We start from the raw sequence: 21,833 nt of genomic DNA, 5'->3' as shown, positions 1-21,833 counted from the left end.
ATCACGACCGACCCAAGGAGAGCGGACCGATGGCGATCAAGTCAAAGGCGGGCGAGCGCCTCGCCCAGGAATTTCTCGGCACCCCGACCGACCTGAAACCGGATGCGACACGCGACATCACCGCCGGGCTGAACGCGCTGCTGGCGGACGTGTTCGCGCTCTATCTCAAGACCAAGAATTTCCACTGGCACATGAGCGGCCCGGCCTTTCGCGACTATCACCTGCTGCTGGACGAGCAGGGGGACCAGCTCTTCGCGATGACCGATCCGATCGCCGAGCGGGCGCGCAAGATCGGCGGCATCACGCTGCATTCGATCGGCCAGATTTCCCGCGAGCAGCGCATCAAGGACAATGATGCGGCCTATGTCACGCCGCAGGACATGCTCGCCGAGCTGCGCGACGACAACCGCCAGCTCACCGCCGAGCTGCGCGCGGTACACGCCGTGTGTGACGAGTACAACGACGTCGCCACCGCCAGCCTGATCGAGAACTGGATCGACGAGACCGAGCGCCGCGCCTGGTTCCTGTTCGAATCGACCCGCACCCACCCCGGCGCCAACAGCTGAGGATCGCGCCCCGGCCGCGCCCGGAACGGGGCGCGGTCAGGCGGTGGCGGTGTCGAACAGCGACGGGTCCAGCGCGTCGGGGCGGCGCTGGCTCGAGAACCGCAGGCGGGTGTCGTGACCCGCGGCATCCACCATCTCGATGCCGGTCAGCAGCAGGGGTGAGTCGGCGAAGGTCAGCGTCAGCAGGCCCTGGGCGGGGTTGTCGGTGCGGGCGAGCGACAGGGCGACGACGCCCGGCGCACGCTGCACCGAGGTCACGGTGATCGCGCCGGACAGCGTCACCGGCTTGCGCAGCAGCAGCCCGAGCGGATTGCCGGACAGCCCGACACGGGTGACGGACTCGTTGGCATAGTTGTGCAGGACCAGCTTTCCGGCCGCGGCGACCATCACCATTCGCGTCGGCGGATCGTAGACCAGCCGCAGCCGGTCCGGGGCGAGGAAGAACGCCGTGCCGGTGCTCTCGCCGCCATCGGGCCAGACCTGCTCGAAACGCGCCTCGAACGCGCCGAGACGGTTCAGATAGGCCTCGACCCGTGCCACATCGTCCGAATCCTGCGCTGACAGTGCGGGGCGCACGTCCTGTGCACAGCCGGCCAGCCCGGACACCGAGGCCGCGCCGGCCAGGGCCAGGGCCGCGCGCAGGAGGCGCCGCCTGCCGGGATCGGGGCTTTCGTCGCGCATCGTCGGTCCACTCTCCCTTTCGGCCATTCTCATGATAAGCCATACGCGCGGCAGGGGAAAATCGCCGCCGGTTCATGGCAAGAGGGCATCGATGGGCGGGTTGGCGACGCGGCACTACGGGGCGATGGCGCTGCTGGCCGGGCTGCTGCTCACCGGGCCGAGGATCGCGGGTGCCGGCACCGCCGTGGCCCAGGACGTGCCGCCCTACGATACCGGTCTGCTCGATCACCCCGCCCCGCCCGCAGCGTCCGCGCCGGCAGCCGCACCCGCCGCCGCAGCGCCCGGTGCGGCCGTGCCGGCCCCGGCGCCGCCCGAGACAATGACGGTCCCGCCGCATCCCGACACCGTCCCCGGAATTCTCGGCGCCGCGCGACAGCTCGCCGCCTCGGGACAGGCCGTCACCGCCAGCCAGCTGGTCGAGGAGGCGGAGACGCGGCTGCTCGACCGCTCGGTGGAGGTCGGCACCGGCAGCCAGCCGATCGAGACCCCGCTGATCTCGGCACTGGGTGCTGCGCGCCGTGCGCTCGATGCCGGCCAGACGGCCGAAGGCACGCGCATCCTCGACGATGCGATCGCGCACCTGCCGCCGATCGAGCCGCCACAGTGACACAGGCCACATCGACAAAGCCCGCAGCGGAGGATGTCCCCCAGATGCAGACCGCCGACGCTCCTGCCATGCCGCCCGAGGCGCAGCCGACGATCCGCGTCATCGCCATGCCGTCCGACACCAACCCGGCCGGCGAGATTTTCGGCGGCTGGATCGTCTCGCACATGGACCTTGCCGCCGGCAGCCTGGCGGCACGCACCTCCGGCGGGCGCTGCGTGACGGTGGCGATCGACGGGCTGACGTTCCTGTCGGCAGTCACCGTCGGCGACGAGCTCAGCATCTATACCAGCCTGCTCAGGCTCGGCCGCACCTCGATGCAGATCCGCACCGAGGCCTGGTGCCGGCAGCGTCACGCCTCCGCGCAGCGCAAGGTGACGGAAGGGACCTTCGTGTTCGTGGCCATCGGCGACGACAAGCGGCCGCGGGTGATCTCGTCCGAGCCCGAAGCGGGCTGAGGCCGACGCAAGCTCAGTCGGTCGGGTCGACGAACGAGATCAGCGCATCGTCGAGGATCTCCGTCCAGTCGGAACTGTGCGGCTGGAAGATGCGCGCCTCGCGCTCCTCGAAGAACGGCACCCGCCGGATCGCCTCGCGCAGCGACGCCACCAGCCCGTCCACGGTCGGCGGCCCGGCGATGATGTTGGCGCACACCTCGGCGAGCTGTGCGGCCGAACGGTTCTCGAAGGTATTGGTCACCACCAGCGCGCCGGTGGTGGCGAACTCGAACGGTACCACCGAGGGGTGCGGCGCATACATCAGGCTGACGCCGATATCCATCGAGCCGACATAGCGGGTGTATTCCTCCTCGCTCATCTTCGGATGGATGGACAGGACATGGCCGCCGCCAAGCTCGACCGGCTCGAGTTCCGACAGCGCACCTAGGCCGATGAAGTGCCATTCCGGCCCGAAGGCGCCCTCCGCGCACAGCCGCCGCAGTGCCAGCACCAGGATTTCGAACATGTTGCGCGCGGCATGGCTTTCGGGCCGCGCGTAGGTGACGAGGATGCGTTCGGGACGCTCGCGCATCTGCTGCGCGGTCTGTCGCTTGAGCAGGTTGATGCGATGCTCGAAGACCAGATAGTCGCGCCCCTCGACGGGCGGCTCGTCATGCGCAAACACGCCGACGCGATGGCGTTCGAAATAGCGGCGCAGGAAACGGCTGTTGATGAGGGCGTGATGGTCGATGTTGTAGGCCTGCTCAACCAGGGCACGGGCGGAGTTGTTGTCGTAGAAGATCGGCTCGTATTCCTGTGCGAGCAGCACCACCCTGACCTCGGGCGCGATCGCGCGCATGTCGGCCGCGGCATACAGATCCCACAGCGAATAGGCGATCACCGTGTCGCGTGGATTGAAACGCAGGTCGAAGCCGTCGAAGTACTCGCGGATCTCGATCTCGGCAAACACGCGGCGGAATTTCTCGGAGCTCTCGCGATAGAGGAAATACTTGCGGTTGGCGTTGCCGTCCTCGGTGCACACCACGCAGACCCGACGCCCGCTTTCATGCAGGCGCCGGATAAGTTCCAGCACCGCGCGATAGCCGCCGAAGGTGATGTCGGGGTTGATCGTCGGCAGCAGCACCCAAACCCGTCGCGGCTCGGCCTCGTCGGCATGGAGCACGCGCCTGCGCATCCTGACCTCGATATCGCGGATGCGTTCGAGCAGCACCGGGCGCGTCACGCCGGGAATGCGCGCCTCGAGCGTGGCCTTCAGGTCGAAACGGCCAAGCCGCCGTTCGGCGCGGCCGGCGAGCAGGAAATGGTAAAAGCCTGACGGAATGTCACCGCGGTCGATCGCCGCCTGGATCTCGGGATAGAAGAGTCGGTAGAAATGCTCGTCGAACTCGGCCGACGGCGACAGCCCCTTGCGCATGCCCTCGATGAGATAGTGCGCGAACGGATCATCCTCGAACCCGAGCATCGAGACATCGTCACGGTACTGGTCGAGATACCAGGCGGGATCGAAGGAATCGTGCAGCAGGTCCAGCTGCGCACCGCCGTCATCCGCGACGTCGACACCCACCGGCCTGTCGGGCGGACGCAGCCCGAGACGGCGGCCGAAGAAATTGTAGTGCACGAGCGCGTCTATGACAGGAAAATGACGCAGGAATTCGTCCACCGATGGATTGGCCGCGGCATAGGCCTCGACATCGATCTCGTCGCGATAGGGCTGCACCGCCTCCGGTGCGACGCAGGCCGCCGCCATCACCGGGTTCGGCCAGCGCCCTTCGAAAATGCCGAAACGGATGAAGTGCACGAACCCGGAGGCGAAGTTTCCCGCAAGCACCGCCTCGGCGACGTCGCGATTTTGGGACAGATACCAGTCCTCGTCAAACAGCGGATTGATCTGCCGCTTGCTGTGGAGATCGCTCAGCTTGTGAGCATTGACGATCCTGACTAGATCGATCTCATTTGGTAGAATATTCTGCTCCTCCGAGATGACACGGAGAAGTTCTTCATCCACACAGCCCAACCCGCGGTCATGTTCGGCAACCGATTCCGGCATGTTCCAGCGCCCCGTTGCGGATCGGGCCGAATCCTAACCGCAGCGTGCCGCCTTGGGCAATCGCATCCTTGCGCAGCCGTGACATCGCCAGGCTATACGGTTTGTTGCGCCACTCGTATGATGGGCGTCGAACGAACGGGGCGCGCGCGTGCAGAGATTTGTCGGTTTCGATGAACCGTCCCTCGCCTATAACCGGCAATACCGGATCGATCCCCGGTCGCCGGGTTTCGTCAATGTCCAGAGCGCCATCGTCAGCCCGGTGCGACCGACCATGGAAGGCAACCTGCTCGAGGAGCTCGCCGGGGGCGTGTTCGACAGCAGCGGACAGGCCGTCACCGAAGCTCTTTACGAACGCTCGGACGGACGCAACGGCATCCGTCGCAACCAGACCGATTCCGGACTGCCGGTCGCGCGCACGCTGCCGCGCGCCGTGTTCGGCGGCGTCGCTTTCAACCATTTCGGCCATTTCCTGCTCGAGGCCACCACGCGGCTCTGGGCGCTGCCCGAGACGGGCGACCTGCCATGGCTGTTCCTGACCGACGGCGCGCCGACGCTCAAAGCCTACCAGACCGGCTTTCTCGAACTGCTCGGGCTGCCGCCGGAGCGGATCGTGATCGTCGACGAGCGCACCGGCGTCGACGAACTCATCGTGCCGGCCCCGGCCTTCACCTACCACCACCACGTGACGCACGCCTATCGCGACACCTTCCGTCGCGCACGCATCGACGATCCGCAGCAGCGCGGCCGGGTGTTCCTGTCGCGCAGCCAGACCACGATCGCACTGACCGTCGGCGAGCAGGAGCTGGAGGACGTACTCAAGCGTGATGGCTGGGACATCGTCATTCCCGAGCGCCTGCCCCCGGCGGAGCAGGCCGGCCTGTTCCGCGCCGACAACACCCTGCTCGGTCTGCAGGGAAGTGCCATGCACCTCGGCCTGTTCGCACCGCCAGCGCGCAAGGTGGTGCATCTGTGCCGCGGCATGGCCTATCGCGGCTATTACGTGCTGGACGACCTGATGGAGGCGGATGCCACCTACTACCAGGCCATGACCTCGCCCGCGCTGCCGTCAAAGCCGATCACCGGCCCGTTCATGCTCGATCTCGACAGCACGATCGGCTTCCTGCGCGACGAGGGGCTGCTGCGTGGTGCCGCGCAGACCATCAGCCTGCCGCCCGGGCGCCGCGCCGAGCTCGACCGCGACTACGAGGGATGGTGGCACTACACCGAGAGCCAGATCCGCTTCCATCGCCAGATCGACCACGACGGATGCGCGGTCGCGGCCGAAACCGCGCTCGAGCCGGCGCTGGTCGCGGCACGGCTGTGCCCGGCCAACGGCGAGATGCTGTCACACGCGACCGCGCTGATGCTGAAGTTCCGCGGCAACGATGCGGCAGCCGAACTGCTCGAACAGGGCTCGGGCCATCTCGCCCCCGACAGTCCGCAGGCGGCGCATCTGCTGCATTTCCGCTCGATCGTCGAGGATGCGCGCGGCCGCTACGATGCCGCGCTTGCCGCCGCCGAGGCGGCCACCGCGCTCGCGCCGGGCAACGCCACCTACCTCAACCAGCGCGCCACCGTGCTCTACCGGTTCGGTCGCATCGACGAGGCGGAGGCGCTGCTGCGCGAGTTGATCGGGCGTGGCCAGTCGGTGGCATCGAACCATTACCTGCTGAGCATCTTTCTCGCCGAGCGCGGCGACGCCGACGGTGCGCTCGAGGCCGCCGGCCGTGCCGTGGCTCTCGACCATACCGACGAGGAACTGTGCCGCCGCCAGGTGAGCCTGTTGCGCCAGGCCGGGCGCGAGGACGAGGCGCTGGCCAGACAGCTCGACTTCCTCGAACACGCGCATGGCAGCATGGGGCTGCTGCTGGAGGTCGCCGACGCGCTGATCGCACGCGGGTCGAACGATCGCGCGCTGATGCCGCTGCGACGCGCCTATCGTCTCGCACCCGACGACGAGGCAATCGCCGCGCGCCTCGCCGGCGCGCTGCGTGCGCTGCGGCTGATCCCGCTGCTCGACCTGCTGGGTGCGCCGACGAACGCGGCGGTGCACGAGCAGAGCGTGATGATCTATCGCCGCGGACTGGCCCTCGCCGACGCCGGGCGCATGGACGATGCGCTGCGCGTCGGTGTCGCGGCGGCGACGATGAACCCGGGCAACGACACCATCATGCAGGCGGTGTTGCGGGCGATGCTGATGGCCGAGCGGCCGGCCGACGCGCGGCTGCTGACCCGGCTGCTGCTCGATGCGCTCGGCGACAATGCCGTCTACTATTATGTGATGAGCCTCGCCGAGAGCGATCTCAACCGCCCCGCCGCCGCCCGCGCCGCCGCGGCGCGCGCAGCCGAGCTCGCCCCCGACAACGCGCTGATCACCGAGCATTTCTCGCGCATGTCCGGCTGAGGGCCGGTCTGAAAACTCCGGCACCGGCGGTCAGCGACCCTGGCGCAGCACCTCGCCCAGCACGTCGAGTGCGCTGCTGCCCCAGGCGAGGCTGGGCTCGATGACATGGCCCTCGCCATATTCGTTCCAGTTGTCGACATACAGCAGCGCATGACCCGGCTGGCCGGGCGGCAGCGCCTGGGCGCGGACGAAGCTCTGATGCAGAAGCTCACGCCACGCACGCGCATCGAGATGGTAGCCCGCCTCCACGCCCGACCAGGGCCACGCATCATAGCCGATCGAGGCCGTCACCAGCGGTGGCAGCCGAGAATGCGCCAGCCGTGCCGCCCAGGCGCGCCTCTCCGCATCCAGCACCTGCGCGGCATCGGGATGCGGCCCGGGCAGCAGCCCGGTGAACATCGGCGATGCGTAGGCCATCACCGCATCGAAGCCGATGCGGCTGGCGAGCGCGTTGTCGGCGGCGGGAGAGGCGTTGTTGACCGCGATCAGCAACGGATCGCCCACACCGGCGCGGCGGGCGGCGGCGCGGAACGCCGCGATCGTCCGGCGGGCGGCCGCCTCGCCGCCGAGCTGCCCGGCGAGGCGTTCCGGGCTGGCGATCGCGATCACCGGCCGGCCCTGCACGCGCAGATAGTTCGGGCGGTCGAGATAGGCCGCGATCCAGAACGCGGCGACGTGATCGAGGAAGTCGCCCGCATCCGTGACACCGTCGCCGGCCGGGTTGGCGTTGTCCCACAGCAGCGACCAGCGGATCGCGCCACGCAGCCGGGCGGTGTCGGCAAACGCCCGGATCGCACCGTCATATTCGGTCATCACCGGCTGGCCCGCATTGCCCTTCTGACGGAACCAGCACGACTGGAACGCAGTGATCCCGGCGCCGCGGGCGAGACGGATGCGCGCGTCGATCACGAGCGGATCGGCATCGTCGTAGACCCCCGTCAACGGGCGGCTGCGCGGCGCGCGGTCGCGCAGCGACGCCCACATCGCCGGCGACGACCACAGGTCGCAGCTCTCGACGACCGCCAGCGGCGCGATGCCGGCGGGCGGTGGCGGCAGCGTGTCCGCGCCGGAATCGACGATCGGCGTCGCGTCCACGGTGATCGCATCGACCGCCGCCGGCCCGGCATCGAAGGTGAGCCTGACGAAGCGCGCCATCCCGTCCAGCGCGATGGAGGCGCTGCCCGCCCGGCCGGCCTCGATCACGCCGAGACGGGTCCAGCCGTCGGGCGGCGCGGTCGCACCGCTGTCGGAGCCGGAGAGAGTGATGTGCGGTGCGCCACCGCCGGGCAGGCGCAGCACGACAGCGTGCAGCCGGCTGCGCATGCCGAGATCGACGACCAGCCATTGCGGCGCCGGTCCGGCGGCGCGCCAACCGCCGCCATCGAGCGCCGCGACGGCCGGATGGCCCGGTGCGGCGGAGGACGCGCCGGCGCGCGGATAGAGCGGTGCGGCGACCGACGGGACGATCGCCAGCAGAAAGACGGCGACAGCCAGACATGACGGCCGTATGATCGTTTTGTAATGGATACGATGAGCGCCGTGGATCTGAGCTGCCCCCTTCTGAGTGGTCCATCGACTATGACAGTCTGGATCGAGGAAGGGACGACGAATGCCAGCGAAGAAGCACAAGCCCGAGGAGATCATCGGCAAGCTGCGTGAGGTTGAGATCATGCTGGGCCAGGGCGGCACGACGGCCGAGGCATGCCGGCGCATCGCAGTCAGCGAGCAGACCTATTACCGATGGCGCAAGGAATATGGTGGTCTGAAGACGGATCAGGCGCGGCGGATGAAGGATTTGGAGAAGGAGAACCTCCGGCTGCGTCGCGCGATCTCGGACCTGACATTGGACAAGCTGATCCTGCAGGAGGCGGCGCGGGGAAACTTCTGAGCCCCGCACGGCGCCGGCGGTGCATCGACCAGGTGCGTGAGGTGCTGGATGTGTCCGAGCGACGGGTGTGCCGCGTCCTCGGGCAGCATCGGTCGACGCAGCGCAAAGTGCCGTGTGGGGCAGATGACGAGGAGGCGCTGACCGACGACATCGTCGCGCTGGCCAGGCAGTACGGGCGCTACGGCTATCGCCGGGTAACCGCACTGCTGCATGCGGCCGGCTGGTCGGTGAACCACAAACGGGTGGAACGGATCTGGCGACGCGAGGGGCTGAAGGTGCCTCAGCGACAGCCGAAACGTGGTCGGCTGTGGTTGAACGATGGCTCGTGTATTCGGCTGCGGCCGGAATATCCCGGGCACATCTGGGCGTACGACTTTGTCGAGGCACGGACGCACGACGGGCGCAAGTTCCGCATCCTCACGATCATCGACGAGGCCAGCCGCGAGTGCCTGGCGCTGGTGGTCGCCCGTCAGCTTCGCCACGAAGATGTGCTGGCGGCCCTGGCCGAGCTGTTCATTGACCGGGGCCCGCCTGCCCATATCAGATCGGACAACGGCAGCGAGTTCATCGCCACCGCAGTCCAGAAATGGCTTGGGCAGATCGGCGTGAACACGCTCTACATCACGCCAGGCTCGCCATGGGAGAACGGCTACAACGAGAGCTTCAATGGCTCGCTGCGTGACGAGCTGCTTAACGGAGAGATCTTCTACAGCCTCGCCGAGGCCAGAGTGCTGATCGAGGCGTGGCGGCGCCACTACAACACCATCCGGCCACATAGCAGCCTGGGCTATCGCCCACCCGCACCAGAAGCGGCGACGCCGCCATCGCCGGCCTCCGGTTCCGCTTCGCTCCACCTGCGCCCGGCAATGGCGGCGGAGACGACAATGCACTAACTATCTACCCGGACCACCCGGTGGGGGCTGCTCAGGCCGACTTATGCCGCAAGCACGGGATCAGCGACGCGACGTTCTACGCGTGGCGTTCGAAATATGGCGGCTTGGAGGTCTCGGAGGCCAAGCGGCTGAAAGCGCTCGAGGAGGAAAACTCCAAGCTCAAGAAGCTGCTGGCGGAGTCGATGTTGGACGTGTCGACGCTGAAGGAATTGTTGGCAAAAAACTTCTGACGCCCGGTTCGCGGCGTTCTGCCGCGACCTGAGCGATCGAACAGAAGGGCTACTCGCAGCGCCGAGCATGCGGTCTGGTGGGCTTGGCCCCGAAGGTCTGGCGCTATGCCAGCCGGCGCCCGGATGACACGGAAATCCGGCAGCGTCTGCGCCGGCTGGCGGATGAGCGTCGACGCTTCGGCTACCGGCGGCTGCACATCCTGCTGCAGCGGGAGGGCATCCAGGTAAACCACAAGAAGCTGTTCCGGCTGTATCGGCAGGAGAAGCTCGGCGTTCGCAGGCGGGGCGGCCGGAAACGGGCTCTGGGCACGCGATCGCCGATGGCTCTGCCGACGGCACCGAACGAACGCTGGTCGCTCGATTTCGTGTCGGACGCGCTGGCCACTGGTCGACGCTTCCGCGTGCTGGCTGTCATGGATGACTTCACCCGCGAATGTCTTGGCCTGGTCACCGATACGTCGCTGCCGGGCCTGCGGGTGGGGCGTGAGCTGGACCGGATCGTCGCGCTGCGTGGTCGCCCCCTGATGATCGTCAGCGACAACGGCACCGAATTGACGTCGCATGCGATCTTGCGATGGCAGGAGGAGCGCGGCGTGCTGTGGCACTACATCGCACCGGGCAAGCCGCAGCAGAACGGGTTTGTCGAAAGCTTCAACGGACGGTTCCGTGATGAATGCCTCAATGAGCACCTGTTCGGCAGCCTGACCGCTGCGCGCCGGATCATCGAAGCGTGGCGAGCCGACTATAATCAGGCCCGTCCACACACGAGCCTGAACGGGCTCACGCCGACAGCCTTTGCAACACGCCGCCTTCAGCGGCATATCGAAACAGGATCCTGCTTATGAACGAGGACACGTAAGGGGCAATGTCACAGGCACTTGAGCAGATCACCGCGCCTGCCGCGGAACACGAACAGATGCCCGCTGAACGGGTCGAGCCGCTGCACCTCTTGCACCTGGCGGGCCAGCCCATCGAAGCCACGACGCATGTCGGTGGTCCCGGCGGCGAGCCAGACCCGCGCGCCGGGCGGCAGCGCGATCATCCACGCAGCACCGCGACCACCCGCCGCAGCGCGACAAGGCTCACGTCTGAACCAACGCGCAGACGGCTGCCATCGGGAAGCTCGATCTCGATCCGGTCTGCGGGCGCGGTCGGCTGCACCGGCGGAGGTGGCTGGATCGGTGCCACGGGACGCGACCCTGACGCCGGCATCCCCTCCGCCAGATGCACAGGTAAGAACGACGCGGGCGGTTCCAGTCAAAGCGTCCCGCGCCGCACATGCGCCCGCCAGTTCCACAGCAACCCCCGGGTGACCTCGTTGCGATCAGCGACATGCGCAAAGCAGGCACCGGGCTCCTCCGCCTCGGCGACGATCCTGAGTTTGTCGGCAATGCTCCAGCGCCGGCGGCGATCCCGCCCCGTGATGATCTCAATCCGACCGTCCAGCATTGTCCTTACAAGCGCTCCAAAGATCGCTTGTAAGATCACCCCACCAGATCATGACAAGAAGGCGGGCCTGACCGGACGCTTACCTCCAAAGCGGACATCGGCGCAGATCAAAAGAAGCGGCACCGGAATGGAAGAGGGAAACGATTTACGACGGGATGAGTCTGATAGCTAACGCTAATTCTGTAACGACCATAGGAGGTTTCAAGAAAAACCTGTCGACTCAGGTTTGAACTTCAGCTGACGCGCATTGTCGCGAACCACTCCGATGTCGTTCTCCTCGAAGCCGTCGACCGCCTCGGCTTCAACCTCCAGCGTCAGCCTGATCTTGGCAGACGGATTGCGCTGGAGCTCCATCACCACCGCGTTCAGGATGGCATCGAACGCTTTCACCGGGCGCAACATGTCGACTTCAACAGTTCCAAAGAAGCGCGTCGGCTTGGCGGGCGGTGTAGATGCGTTAGCATTTGGCGCCGGGCTGTCGCCGGTAGTCGAACCGGGTTGCTCTACCCGCATTGCGGGCGGGCTGGCAGGCCGGCTGATTGCCGCCGCTGAGGCGACCTCGGCGCGGACCAGCACGGCGGTCTCCGGCAGGATCTCGGGAACGCCCTTTGCCCAGATGAGCCGTTCATACTTGCCCGCGTCATCAACGCGGTCGGCGTAGCCGAAGGCGGGGTCGAGCTTGCCGACGGCGTCGCGAACAGCTTGCTCCAGGACCAGCCTATCCTTCAGCTTCGGCAGGTAGACGTAGGAGGCGAACCACTCCGCGACCTCCCTCACCGGCAGATGCGACCGATCTTCGGGCCAGAGAGGCTTGAGCTGGTTCCAAAAGTTGTCCGGCCCGAGTTTCTCCTTGGCGACGTTGTCGCCTTTTGGGCCGATCTTGTCATAGACAGCCGTGGGGACGGCCGGTCGCTCCCGGGATGAGATGGTGAGCTGCTCGAGGTCGAAGGCGCGACCGACTTCGGTCTGCTCGGTCTTGACCGGGTACAGAATATGCACCCATGCCGCACGAACGGCCTGGACGGCCCCTTCGCCGTAAGACGCCGCCTTTCGCTTCGCATCATCTATCTGAGCGCCGGGCAGTTGCGCCTTAAGCCGTTCGTCGCCGGCGATCTCACGCCAGGCCATTCCGCGCCGTATCGCCTCGCGCGCCGTTGCGAGCGCAGCTTCGTCAGCGGCCACATAGAACAGCGTGTTTCGGAACCGGCGCTGGCCACCGCGGCAGCGTGTGACAGAGTCGGCCACCGCATCGGTTGCCGCTGACTTGGCCGCGCTCTTCCCGGAGTGCGGAGAGGACGGCGCCAAGACGACGAGGGATAGCGCCTCCGCTTCGTCGATCGAAGAAGCGTCGTCAGGTGCAGCGAAGACCCGGCGGAAGCCACCGGTCGTGCGGGCATCATCGCGCAAGGTCTGGACGATCCGATCGTCAACCTCGTGTTCTGGAAAAGCCTTCGCTCGGTCGTCAGCGAGGCGATTGAGCGTGGGCTGGGTTGAGAACCAGTAACGCCCTGCCTCTTCATAGAGGTAGGTCGCGCGCTCGCTCAGCTCCCGCAGCGCCTCCCCGAATATCGCGAGCTGATCGCCGGGCTCAGCGCATGCAAGGCGCAAGCCCGGCCCCGTCAGGCCAGCGTTCGGTTGTCCCACAAGCGGCGCCGAGCACAGGAAAACCGCGCGGGCCGCGCGGGTAGCCGCCCGCAACTGCGTCATCCGCCGCGTCGGGTTCGCCTCCATCCGCTGCGGCAGCGATCCGTCGCCGTCCACCTCCTTGTCGATCACCGCCCCAAATGCCGGGTCGAGCGGATAGAGGATGCTCGCGCGCACGCGCTCATGCGCCACAGGCACCCGCGCCGGCGTGATGAGGGGATCGCGCTTCTGCTCGTGCCAGAGGACGCCGACGACGTTGGCCATGAAGCGTAGCACGCCGCGCGTGCGCTGAAACTTCTCCAGACTGGCCCAGTCCTTCGACAGGCGGTCGAAGAGTTCGGGATGAATGGGGTAAGACAGCCGCAGCAGCTCGGCGTAGCGCGCTTCCTTGGCTTCAGGTGGGAACTCGGCCGGGTTCTTCTTGTAGAGATCGTGGAAAGCCTTGACCGTCTCGTCGCGCGCCCGCTCACCGTCGCTGTCGAGCGTCTGGAACAGGCGGCGGCGGATGATCTCGTAGGTCTCGTCGCCCGAGGCGGGCAGCCAGGGCGAGTGGACGCGGCCGAACACGCTCTGAAGCCGGCGCAGGGCCGCGACGCCCTTCTCGCCACCCGCCTCAAGATCGCTCTCGGGCAGTGAGCCGATGATCAGCACGCCGGGCGCCATCTTGGCCGCCTCAGTCAGTGACTGGACGAAGGAGAGGAACGCCTCGAAGCGGTCATCCGGCAGCTGCCGGGCGTAAGCGACCAGCTCGTCCAGCAGGATCAGCGCGGGGCCGGAGAGCTTGAAGAGATCGACCAGCAGCCGCGAGCCGGGATTGGTTCGCGCCCGGTCGGCGTCCGCGATCAGGTCGTAGCCGGCCTGCCCGGCCAGCCGCCACGCGAGATAACCCCACAACGTGTGGACCTGCGGGCCGTCCTTGAGCGCCAGACGGGTGTCTACGCCTTCGGAAGTGCCGACGAAGGCGGCGAGCTTCGGCCGTCTCCAGGCGGTCACGCCGGCCGCCTGCGCAAGCGGTGCCACGCCAGGCAGCACGGCGAGGTCGTCGCTGGCCGCCAGGTGGTAGGCGGCCAACATGGTGTGCGTCTTGCCGCCGCCGAAGGCGGTCTGGAGCCCGATCACCGGGTCGCCGCCAGCGCCGCTCAGCCGCTGGAGGGCGGTGGTCAGCACCCGCTTCAAGCCTTCGGTCAGGAAGGTGATGCCGAAGAAGCCCTTTGGCGTCGCATAGTCACTGGTCGGGTCGACGTTGCCGCTGTCCACGGCGAAGAGGTCGGCAGCGAACTCCGCCTCCTTGAACCGGTTGGCGAGCACGTCCGGATGGGGAAGCGCCACCTCGATCCAAGGCTTGAGCGCCTTGGCCGAGCCCTCCTCCGCCAAGGGGCGGCTTAAGGCCAGCGACAGCGTCTCACGGCTGGAAGGCGCGGGCGCCGGGGCGGCGAGCGGCGTCGCGGGCGGGGTGAGCCCCGAGGCGCGCTGGGTGTCGTAGAGCTTCTTCGCCTCGGCCGTTTCGGCGGGGGGCGCCTTCACCGCCTTCAGCAGGCAGTGGATGGCGTCGAGGTAGCGGAGCGCCTCCTCGTCCTGGAGCGGGATGGACAGATGTGAGGTAGCGTTGCGCGCTTCCAGCGCCATCGAGGTGAAGTTGCGGACCTTATGCTTTTCGTTGCGCGGGAACGCGTCGTCGAAGACCTCGCGCCAGCTGTCGATCATGGTCTTGAGCAGGCCATACTCGTCGAGCGGCGCGTTCGGCGAGCCGCCGGCGGCGCGGCTGGCGTAGTGCAGCCAATTCCCCCCGTGTCGCCCTTTCATCCGAGCCTCGACGAACGGCGTCAGGCCGCGGCGCAGGTGGTAGAGCGCGCCCTGGACGCGCTGGAGCGTCTCCTTTTCCGTCGACACCTACGCTACCCCCTCGAACAGCCCACGCTGAGCCGGCGCAGCCTGACCTGCGCCAACGGCAATTGCGGACGCCGCGTCCTCCAGCTTGGGCCAGACCTCCGCCAGCTCATTGTAGACCAGCGCCTCGGCCGACCATCCCTTGTTGGTCGCGACGTGAAACAGCCGGTCGGCGAGCTTCAGCGCGTCTGCCGACTTAGCGCCCATTTGTGCGACCAGCCGCGCGGCAGCCTCGGTGCCGCCGTTCTCCGCGTTCAGGCGAGCGGCGGTGTGCTGCACACACTCCCACACGGTGAGGTGCTTGTCGGCGGCCGGCGACCAGTCGGCCGGCAGCTTGTCGCGGCCGACCAGTGCGGCGCGGCCGGACAGGTTCTCGAACACACCGGACTGGAAGAGCGCACGGTCGGAGGTGTTCTTGGCCGTGGTCAGCGTGATCAGCTCCCCCGACGGTCGCGCGTCGAAGCCGTAGGAGCCGTACCAGGCGAGCGCGACCTGCGTCTCAGCGTCGAAGGCGGCGTCGAGCTCGTTCTCGATCTCTTCCCAGACGCGGTTGACCAGCGCCAAAGCCGTCTTGACGGTCATGGCGCTGTCGTCGTCCTCCAGCACCTTGGCGTGCCGGCTGAACACGCCCATGCCGGGACCGATCACGGACTGCTGCATGTCGACAGGGCCGACGCCTGCTCTGCGGATCGCGTCGATAGCATCGGGAAGTTCGCGCTTGAGCAGCCGCATGAAGTCCGCGCGGGCAATTACCGGCGCGTCCGCGGGGCGTTTGCGACAGACGAGGACGATCGAGGAGGCAAGAGCGTTCATCGCAGCTTTAAGCGCGTTGGTCGCCTCTGTTCGTAGCGGCCAAGTGCCGTCGACGATCAATCCCGAACTAACTACAGCTTGAAGGAACGACGCCCAACCGGCCGAGGTGATACCATCGCTCCCAACCTCGGCTTGTTTGAAGGCGTAGTATATCGCGAGCGGTTCGCCTTCTGTCGCTGCGCCCCGCATCGCCGCGAGTGCTTCCAACATTCCCGTCATGAAGAAGGTTTCAGCACCGTCCTTACCTCCGTGACGGTACGGCGTAGCGACGAGCTCTTCATCCTTCGGAGTTGTCAGGCGTCGGAAAAGCTGTGGCCATGTCGCTCCGATCGACTTCTTGAGCCATACGTAGAAGAAGTCGGACAGGTCAGCATATCCGATGTTGTCATAGTATGGCGGATCAGTAGAGATGACGACCGGAGTGTTGGCAAAGCTATTCTTTTGGGCTGCAAGGTTCTTAAGCTGGCCAGGGCCGACGCGACCGAGGTTTTGAAGGTTCTCGGCGACCGAGATGGCCGTTCCCGCAATATCGCCGCCCGCGCCTGCAAGCGGATTGGTTTCTGCATAAGACCACTGCATCGGCAGCGCCTGACGGCCCATGGCGCCGGCCAGCCTACCCATTCCAGTTTCCCAAATGGACAGGGTGCAGGATCGAGTTGACGACTTGCTTACCGCGAAAGCCAAGTACGTCGCCACTGCGTCCGCATAGGCCTCACCGCCGATACCGCCTTCGTGGAGCGCTCGCGCATCGTCGCTCGGGCCGGCGTCGAGGGCGCACGTAAGGGCTTTCTCACGTGCCTCGGCAACTAGGTCAGAAAAGGTCGTCAGCGCCACTAGCTGCCGCGGCGTAAACAGCGAGGCGAAGGTCTTCATGCCGTAGTTCGGAGTCTTGAAGTCGCGCGGGTTGTTCGGCAGCTCGCCTTCCGGCTCCCAGGCCGGCTTAGAAGACTCGGCGACGCGAACGTGCTCATCCGATGGCGACAAGTAGACGCGCGAGCGCTGACCTTCGGCGACCACGGCCATCAGGCGCACGCCGAGCCCAACCGTCTGCCCCTGCTCTCGGATGTAGCTGAACGGCATCGAGGAGCCGGTCAGGATGCAGGTGCCGCCGCCACTGCGCCCGATCGTGCCCTCTTTCAGCTTGGCTTCGTCCACCTTCGACAGCGCGCCCGTGCGCACCTCGAATTGCCAACCATTCGAGGCGGCCGGGTCGATCACCGGCTCCACCCAGGTCTTCTTGCCTTCCTTGGTCGAAAGCATGAAGGACGATACCAGCGGCACCATCGCGCCCTTCGCGGCCGGATCGGGCGACCTCACCGTGCGCGCCCACAGCCAGGCGATCACCGTCGCCTCGGACCCGTCCGGCAGCTCCGCCTTGGGATAGAGATGCCCGATGCGCTTCTCCGCTTCATCGCGCATCCACCGGCCGTAGTAGCGCACGTCGTCGGCGAGGCCCTGCGCGCCTTTTCCCTGCCAGCGGCCACCCCGCTTCAGCTCAGCCTGTGCTGCCGGATTAACCGGCGGCAGGCCGGCGAACTTGGGCGGGATCTCCACTAGCGCCTTGCCGATCAGCACCGCGACCGGGTTTAGGTCCGACCCATAGGCGCGCAGCCCCAGGCGCTGCGCCTCCAGCGGGATCGACCCACCCCCTGAGAAGGGGTCGTAGACCGGCGGCGCCTTGGTCTGGAGGTAGTCCAAAATGGCCTTGCCATCGCTTCGCGGCGGCGGCTCCTCGCCCAAGCCCCAGGCCACCGAGCGCGCGATCTCCCACCGCGCGGCGTTGAGGATGGCTTCGTCATTCGAGGCCTCCCACGGCACCAGCGCCTCGATCACCCGGTGCAGGCGGCGGCGCTCGGCGTCTTCATCGTTGGCAATCTCCGGGAACGGATAGCGGCCGGGCCACGCCGACGGATCGTCCACAAGCTGCGCAAAGAGCACCGCCCGACACGCCGCCAGCGGACGGCGTGCCCACCAAAGGTGGAGCGTCGAAGGATGCCCGTGCCGGATCGACTTCTCTCGTGCCGACGCCGCGTTGATCGCCTCCAGCGGGATGGAGACCTCGATAAGCTTCTTGCGAACCGCCGTTGTCACGCGCCCTCTACCCTAATCCAAATGCGTAGAAGCCGGGCAGGTCAGGCGACGGCTGTCTCCATCCGCGAATCCGTGCCGGCGAGCGGCCTCCGCGTCAGCGATAGCAGATCGTTCAGGCTGAAGACCACCGCCGTCTCGGCGAAGCCCAGCTCGCGCCGGAAGAAGCGCTGCACGTAGACGGGTTGATGCGCGAAACCGCGATCGACCAGCACGAGCGCGAGGTGGAAGGCGTCGGGCGCGTTGAGCGAGGCGAGGATCTCGTTCTTGGTGATGATCACGTCACGCGCCTCGGCATGGCGGCCCTTCACCTCGATGAAGCGCAGGTGGCCGGTCGCGCCGTCGAGGCTCTCGATGTCCCAGCCCTTCTTCTCGGCCGAGACATCGCGGGGCACGTTCCCCAGCGCGCGCTCGTGAGCCGCAACCGCCTCCATCGCCAGCCGCTCCACCTCGGCGCGGGAGGCGGGGTCTTCGGAGAAGTGGTTGAGCGGCTCGGGCTCGTTAGGCGCCAACCTCGCCTGGAGGAGCCCGCGGGGGATCACCAGCGCCGCGCCCTTCAATACCGGCGCGAGCGCGCTGATCTGCCGCTCGCGCTCCAGCTCGCCCTGGCGCTTGTGCAGCCGGTCGACCATGCGCTGCGCCGTCGCCTCCGCGTTCTGGGCGTTGATGCGCTGCTCCTTGCCCGCGCGTTCCTCCTCCCGGAGGCGAGCGGCGCGCGCGTCCCAGTAGTTGATCTCCCGGGTCAGCCGCGCGCGCACCTCGCGTTCGACCTTGTCGATCTCAGTCAGGCGGCGACGCTTCACTTCGGCCAGATGCTCCGGCACGAGAGTCGAGATGGCGTAGCCGAGCGCGCGCTGTTCCACGCCGTCCGCCAGCCATGGCGCGGTGATCACCTCCGCCACCGCGCTGCGTTCCTCGGCCGCGATCGGCCGGTAGTCCAAGTAGGGAGCGGAGCCACCGTCCACCGAGCGCCCGTCCTCCGTCAGGTGGACAAACTGGAGCCGCTGTGAGATCACGCGCGGCTCGCCGGAGCGGCCGAAGCGCCCGTCGCCAATGGCGTGCTCGAGATAGACTAGGAGACGCGGCGCCTCTCCTTCGTCCGCGTCATCGACCAGAACGCTGCCCTGGGTCAGCAACGGCTGAAAGCGCTCCAATATCACGTCGACCACGGCTTCGAGCAGCGGATGGCCTGGCGCTAGCAGCTCCGCCTGCGGCTGTCCGGCGATCAAAGCCTTCTCGAACGTCACCCGTGCGTAGCGGTCCAGCACCGGGTCGCCCCGGCCGATCAGCCGATCTCGATCCTTCAGCACGCCCGGAACGCGGGTGATCTCGTAGCGGCCCGTCTCGCGCTCGGAGATGCGGCCACCGAGCGTGGTGAACGCTTCGCGGAAGAAGGCGCCGATGAAATGGGGCTGGAGCCGTCGCGCCTGCGCACGCTCCATCTCCTCTCGGATAGCGGTTACCGCGCGAGGGTCGAGGCCCTCAGACGTGAGCTTGCGCTCGGCAACCAGCGTCTCGATCGTCTCGACATCGACCGCACCGTCGACCTTGCGGAACAGCTCGGCCTTCACGTCCGGCCGATCGCCGTAACGGATTGCGTCGACGAGAAGGGTTCGCAGGGCCTGCCCCTCGAAAAGCTCGCCCAGCACGTCATAGACCTTGCCGCCGAGCGCGGCGCGCGCCTCCTCCAGCTTCTCCAACAAGCGGCGATAGACCTCGCCCTCGCGCGTGTTCGCGGCGCAGAGGTTCCACAGATGACAGACCTCGGTCTGCCCGATGCGGTGGATGCGCCCGAAGCGCTGCTCCAGCCGGTTCGGGTTCCAGGGCAGGTCGTAATTGACCATCAGGTGTGCGCCACGCTGCAGATTCACGCCTTCGCCCGCGGCGTCGTTGGCGATCATCACGCGCACGGTCGGGTCGCTGTTGAACGCCGCGATGGCGGCGCGACGCGCCTCCCGGGCGACGCCGCCATGAATTGTCACAACGGCGGCGGGATCGCCGATCCGGCTGCCGATCTTCTGCGCGAGGTACTCCAGCGTGTCCTTAGGCTCGGTGAAGATCAGGATCTTTCGCCGCAGCCCGGTCGCGGGTTCCAGCATGATCGGGTCGTCGAGGATCGACTCCAGCTCGCGCCATTTCGTGTCACGGCCCGACAGCTTAAGGCGCAGCGCCCGCGCCTCCAGGTCGCGCAGGATAGCAATCTCCGCCTCCAGCTCGGCGAGCGTCTGCGCGGCCGTTGCGGAGTCGACGATCTGGTCTTCGGCCTGCTCCTGCTCCTCTCCAGGCGCCTCGTCCAAGTCGTCGGGATCGTAGCTCGGCAGCGCCGGCGCCCGGCCCAGCGAGCCGCCGCCGTCCCGCATCAGACGTTCCTCGGCGAGCCGCTCCTCCAGCCGCTTGCGCCGCCGTTCCAGTGAGCGGTGGATGGCGGCGGGGGACGAGGCGAGGCGCCGCTGGAGGATTTGCAGAGCGAAGCCAACGCTGTTGCGCCGTCCACCGTCGCCGCTCCGGTCGGCACGGTTCATCTCCTCGCGGACGTAGGTCGTGACAGCCTGGTAGAGGTCTGCTTCTTCTTCCGAGAGGGCGTAGCTCGCTGTGTAGGCGCGGCGCTCGGGGAACAGTTTCGTGTTGTCGAATCGATACAGCTCCTCCTTGGTGAGTCGCCGCATCATGTCTGATACGTCAGCCTTGTGAACGCCCTCCCGGAACCGGCCCTCAAAACGGTCGGCGTCGAGCAAGCCCATGAACAGCTGGAAGTCCGCTTCCTTGCCGTTGTGCGGCGTGGCGGACATTAGAAGCAGGTTGCGCGTGCGCGCGCCGAGCAGCTTGCCTAGCTTGTGGCGCTGCGTTTCCTTGACCTCGCCGCCGAAGTAGGACGCTGCCATCCGGTGCGCCTCGTCGCAGATGACAAGGTCCCATTCCGGCGCAGCCTCGAGCTTTGCCTTCAGCTCGTCCGAGCGAGCCGCCATGTCGAGCCGAAGAATCATCCGATTGCGCTCGACGAACAGATTGCCGGTGATGGAGGCTTCGATCTGATCGCGCGTCAGCACGTCAAAGCCGAGGGAGAACTTCTCGGCCATCTCCTCCTGCCATTGTTCCACGAGGCTTCCCGGCGCCACGATCAGGCAGCGCTCCAGGTCGCCGCGGATCAGCAGCTCCTTGATGAGGAGGCCGGCCATGACCGTTTTGCCAGCGCCGGGATCGTCAGCGAGCAGGAAACGCAGCGGCTGCCGCGGCAGCATCTCCGCGTAGACGGCGGTAATCTGGTGGGGGAGAGCTTCTATCTGCGACGCGCTTATGGCGAGATAAGGGTCAAACAGGTGCGCCAGGCGCACCCGATAAGCTTCAGAGGCGAGCCGCAAAAGGGCGCCATCCGCGTCAAATCCGTAGCCTCGGCCACCTTCAACCAGCTGGAGGCTTAGATCCTCACCGCGATAAAGAAGGCGCTCGCCGACCCGCCCATCGGCTCGGTAGACAACATTCGCCGCATTCGCACCAAAATGGCTCACCTGCACGATCTCGGCCACGAAGCCTGCGACCAGACCGCGGACACGCGCGCCAGGCTTCAGTGCGTCAAAAATTGGAGTGCCTTCGGACATCCCTGAACCATGTCACGCCCAACTGCCGTTCGATAGGGGGTGGACTTGTCCCGGAAAAGTGGAGAGCTGTTTTGGGTCAGGCCGCTTGCCTTTCGTTAGGTGGCGGGGCTGATGAAGTCCAGCGACGAGTGCCGCCGGACGGGATTGTAGAAACCATCGATATAACGGCCGATGACGGTTTTGGCGTCGGCCCGGGTCATGAAGACGGTCCGCCAGACGAGTTCGGACTTCAGGGCTTTGAAGAAGGTCTCGACAATAGCGTTGTCATAGCTATTGCCATTGCCTTTGCCGGACATGGAAATCAGCGCACCGTGAACCGCGCCGGGTTTGTTGGAGACTGAATGGTTTGAATCCTATGCGGCCAAAGGCGTTGCCTCAAGGGCGGCGTAGTAGGTGTTTTCAGCCTCGGCAGGCGGGACGCTGCCGATGGGTTCGAGTAGCCTGCGGTGATTGAACCAATCCACCCAGCGCAAGGTAGCGAGTTCGACCTCCTCCTCCGCCCCACGGTTGTTTGAGACACTCCGTTAGCGGACGGTCTCCGCCTCAGGGGTGAGGACGATGACGACGAACACGGGAACGATTGCC

14 protein-coding genes and 3 pseudogenes are annotated in these 21,833 nt (G+C 66.8%); 6 read left to right on the top strand and 11 right to left on the bottom strand.

The window, feature by feature from the left end; translation table 11 throughout:
* Positions 1-29 precede the first annotated feature (29 nt).
* A complete protein-coding gene (locus tag FHR90_RS14480; RefSeq protein ID WP_176622744.1) occupies positions 30-566 on the top strand; it encodes a Dps family protein in 537 nt (178 codons plus the stop codon).
* 36 nt (positions 567-602) lie between these two features.
* Here FHR90_RS14480 and FHR90_RS14475 read toward each other — a convergent pair whose 3' ends face one another.
* Complete coding sequence (locus FHR90_RS14475) at positions 603-1,247, bottom strand: LolA family protein (protein WP_176622742.1); 645 nt, start codon at positions 1,245-1,247, stop codon at positions 603-605.
* A gap of 91 nt (positions 1,248-1,338) precedes the next feature.
* On the opposite strand from FHR90_RS14475, the gene FHR90_RS14470 reads away from it, so the two are divergent.
* Both FHR90_RS14470 and FHR90_RS14465 read left to right on the top strand, forming a co-directional pair.
* A complete protein-coding gene (locus FHR90_RS14470) occupies positions 1,339-1,854 on the top strand; it encodes a hypothetical protein (protein ID WP_183275457.1) in 516 nt (171 codons plus the stop codon).
* Between the two features lie 44 nt (positions 1,855-1,898).
* Positions 1,899-2,309 (top strand): acyl-CoA thioesterase, encoded by a 411-nt coding sequence (locus FHR90_RS14465; RefSeq protein WP_176624148.1) that lies wholly within the window; start codon positions 1,899-1,901, stop codon positions 2,307-2,309.
* A gap of 13 nt (positions 2,310-2,322) precedes the next feature.
* Here FHR90_RS14465 and FHR90_RS14460 read toward each other — a convergent pair whose 3' ends face one another.
* Positions 2,323-4,314 (bottom strand): rhamnosyltransferase WsaF family glycosyltransferase, encoded by a 1,992-nt coding sequence (locus tag FHR90_RS14460; protein ID WP_176624146.1) that lies wholly within the window; start codon positions 4,312-4,314, stop codon positions 2,323-2,325.
* Positions 4,315-4,504: 190 nt separating this feature from the next.
* Between FHR90_RS14460 and FHR90_RS14455 the strand changes: the two genes are divergently transcribed.
* Positions 4,505-6,760 carry a glycosyltransferase 61 family protein gene (locus FHR90_RS14455; RefSeq protein WP_176624143.1) on the top strand — a complete coding sequence of 752 codons (2,256 nt, stop codon included), beginning with the start codon at positions 4,505-4,507 and terminating at the stop codon, positions 6,758-6,760.
* Between the two features lie 30 nt (positions 6,761-6,790).
* Here FHR90_RS14455 and FHR90_RS14450 read toward each other — a convergent pair whose 3' ends face one another.
* Positions 6,791-8,389 (bottom strand): glycoside hydrolase family 99-like domain-containing protein, encoded by a 1,599-nt coding sequence (locus FHR90_RS14450; protein WP_183275456.1) that lies wholly within the window; start codon positions 8,387-8,389, stop codon positions 6,791-6,793.
* Between FHR90_RS14450 and FHR90_RS14445 the strand changes: the two genes are divergently transcribed.
* Positions 8,370-9,541, top strand: a protein-coding gene (locus FHR90_RS14445; protein WP_176622161.1) for an IS3 family transposase whose coding sequence is annotated in 2 segments (ribosomal slippage) — positions 8,370-8,634 and positions 8,634-9,541 — 1,173 coding nt in all. Because the reading frame shifts where the segments join, the coding sequence is not laid out codon by codon here. The genes FHR90_RS14450 and FHR90_RS14445 overlap by 20 nt on opposite strands.
* A 2-nt stretch (positions 9,542-9,543) precedes the next feature.
* Positions 9,544-10,616: pseudogene (locus FHR90_RS14440) on the top strand (IS3 family transposase).
* Between the two features lie 23 nt (positions 10,617-10,639).
* On the opposite strand, the gene tnpB reads toward FHR90_RS14440, so the two are convergent.
* The 8 genes and pseudogenes from tnpB to FHR90_RS14400 all read right to left on the bottom strand — a co-directional run.
* On the bottom strand, positions 10,640-10,813 hold the full coding sequence (tnpB, locus tag FHR90_RS14435) for an IS66 family insertion sequence element accessory protein TnpB (protein ID WP_176622162.1): 174 nt from the start codon (positions 10,811-10,813) through the stop codon (positions 10,640-10,642).
* Positions 10,810-10,959, bottom strand: a complete 150-nt coding sequence (locus FHR90_RS14430) for a hypothetical protein (RefSeq protein WP_176622163.1) — start codon at positions 10,957-10,959, stop codon at positions 10,810-10,812. The genes tnpB and FHR90_RS14430 overlap by 4 nt, the downstream gene beginning before the upstream one ends.
* A 69-nt stretch (positions 10,960-11,028) precedes the next feature.
* Positions 11,029-11,220 carry a transposase gene (locus FHR90_RS14425; protein ID WP_176622164.1) on the bottom strand — a complete coding sequence of 64 codons (192 nt, stop codon included), beginning with the start codon at positions 11,218-11,220 and terminating at the stop codon, positions 11,029-11,031.
* Between the two features lie 201 nt (positions 11,221-11,421).
* Positions 11,422-14,754, bottom strand: coding sequence for a DUF499 domain-containing protein (locus tag FHR90_RS14420; protein ID WP_176622165.1), 3,333 nt, complete (start codon positions 14,752-14,754; stop codon positions 11,422-11,424).
* A complete protein-coding gene (locus tag FHR90_RS14415) occupies positions 14,755-17,655 on the bottom strand; it encodes a DUF1156 domain-containing protein (protein WP_176622166.1) in 2,901 nt (966 codons plus the stop codon). It abuts the gene before it with no gap.
* A gap of 41 nt (positions 17,656-17,696) precedes the next feature.
* The gene (locus tag FHR90_RS14410) at positions 17,697-21,248 is read right to left on the bottom strand and encodes a protein NO VEIN domain-containing protein (RefSeq protein ID WP_176622167.1); all 3,552 of its coding nucleotides are present in this window, start codon (positions 21,246-21,248) and stop codon (positions 17,697-17,699) included.
* Between the two features lie 95 nt (positions 21,249-21,343).
* A pseudogene (locus FHR90_RS14405) lies at positions 21,344-21,562 on the bottom strand (IS3 family transposase); the annotation flags it as partial.
* Between the two features lie 39 nt (positions 21,563-21,601).
* Positions 21,602-21,742 (bottom strand): annotated as a pseudogene (locus FHR90_RS14400) (IS3 family transposase); the annotation flags it as partial.
* Positions 21,743-21,833 lie beyond the last annotated feature (91 nt).

The organism is Endobacter medicaginis (assembly GCF_014192375.1).
In the GTDB taxonomy this organism is placed as follows: domain Bacteria; phylum Pseudomonadota; class Alphaproteobacteria; order Acetobacterales; family Acetobacteraceae; genus Endobacter; species Endobacter medicaginis.
The sequence above is the reverse complement of the archived record's forward strand: the minus strand, read 5'-3'. Positions and strand labels throughout refer to the sequence as shown.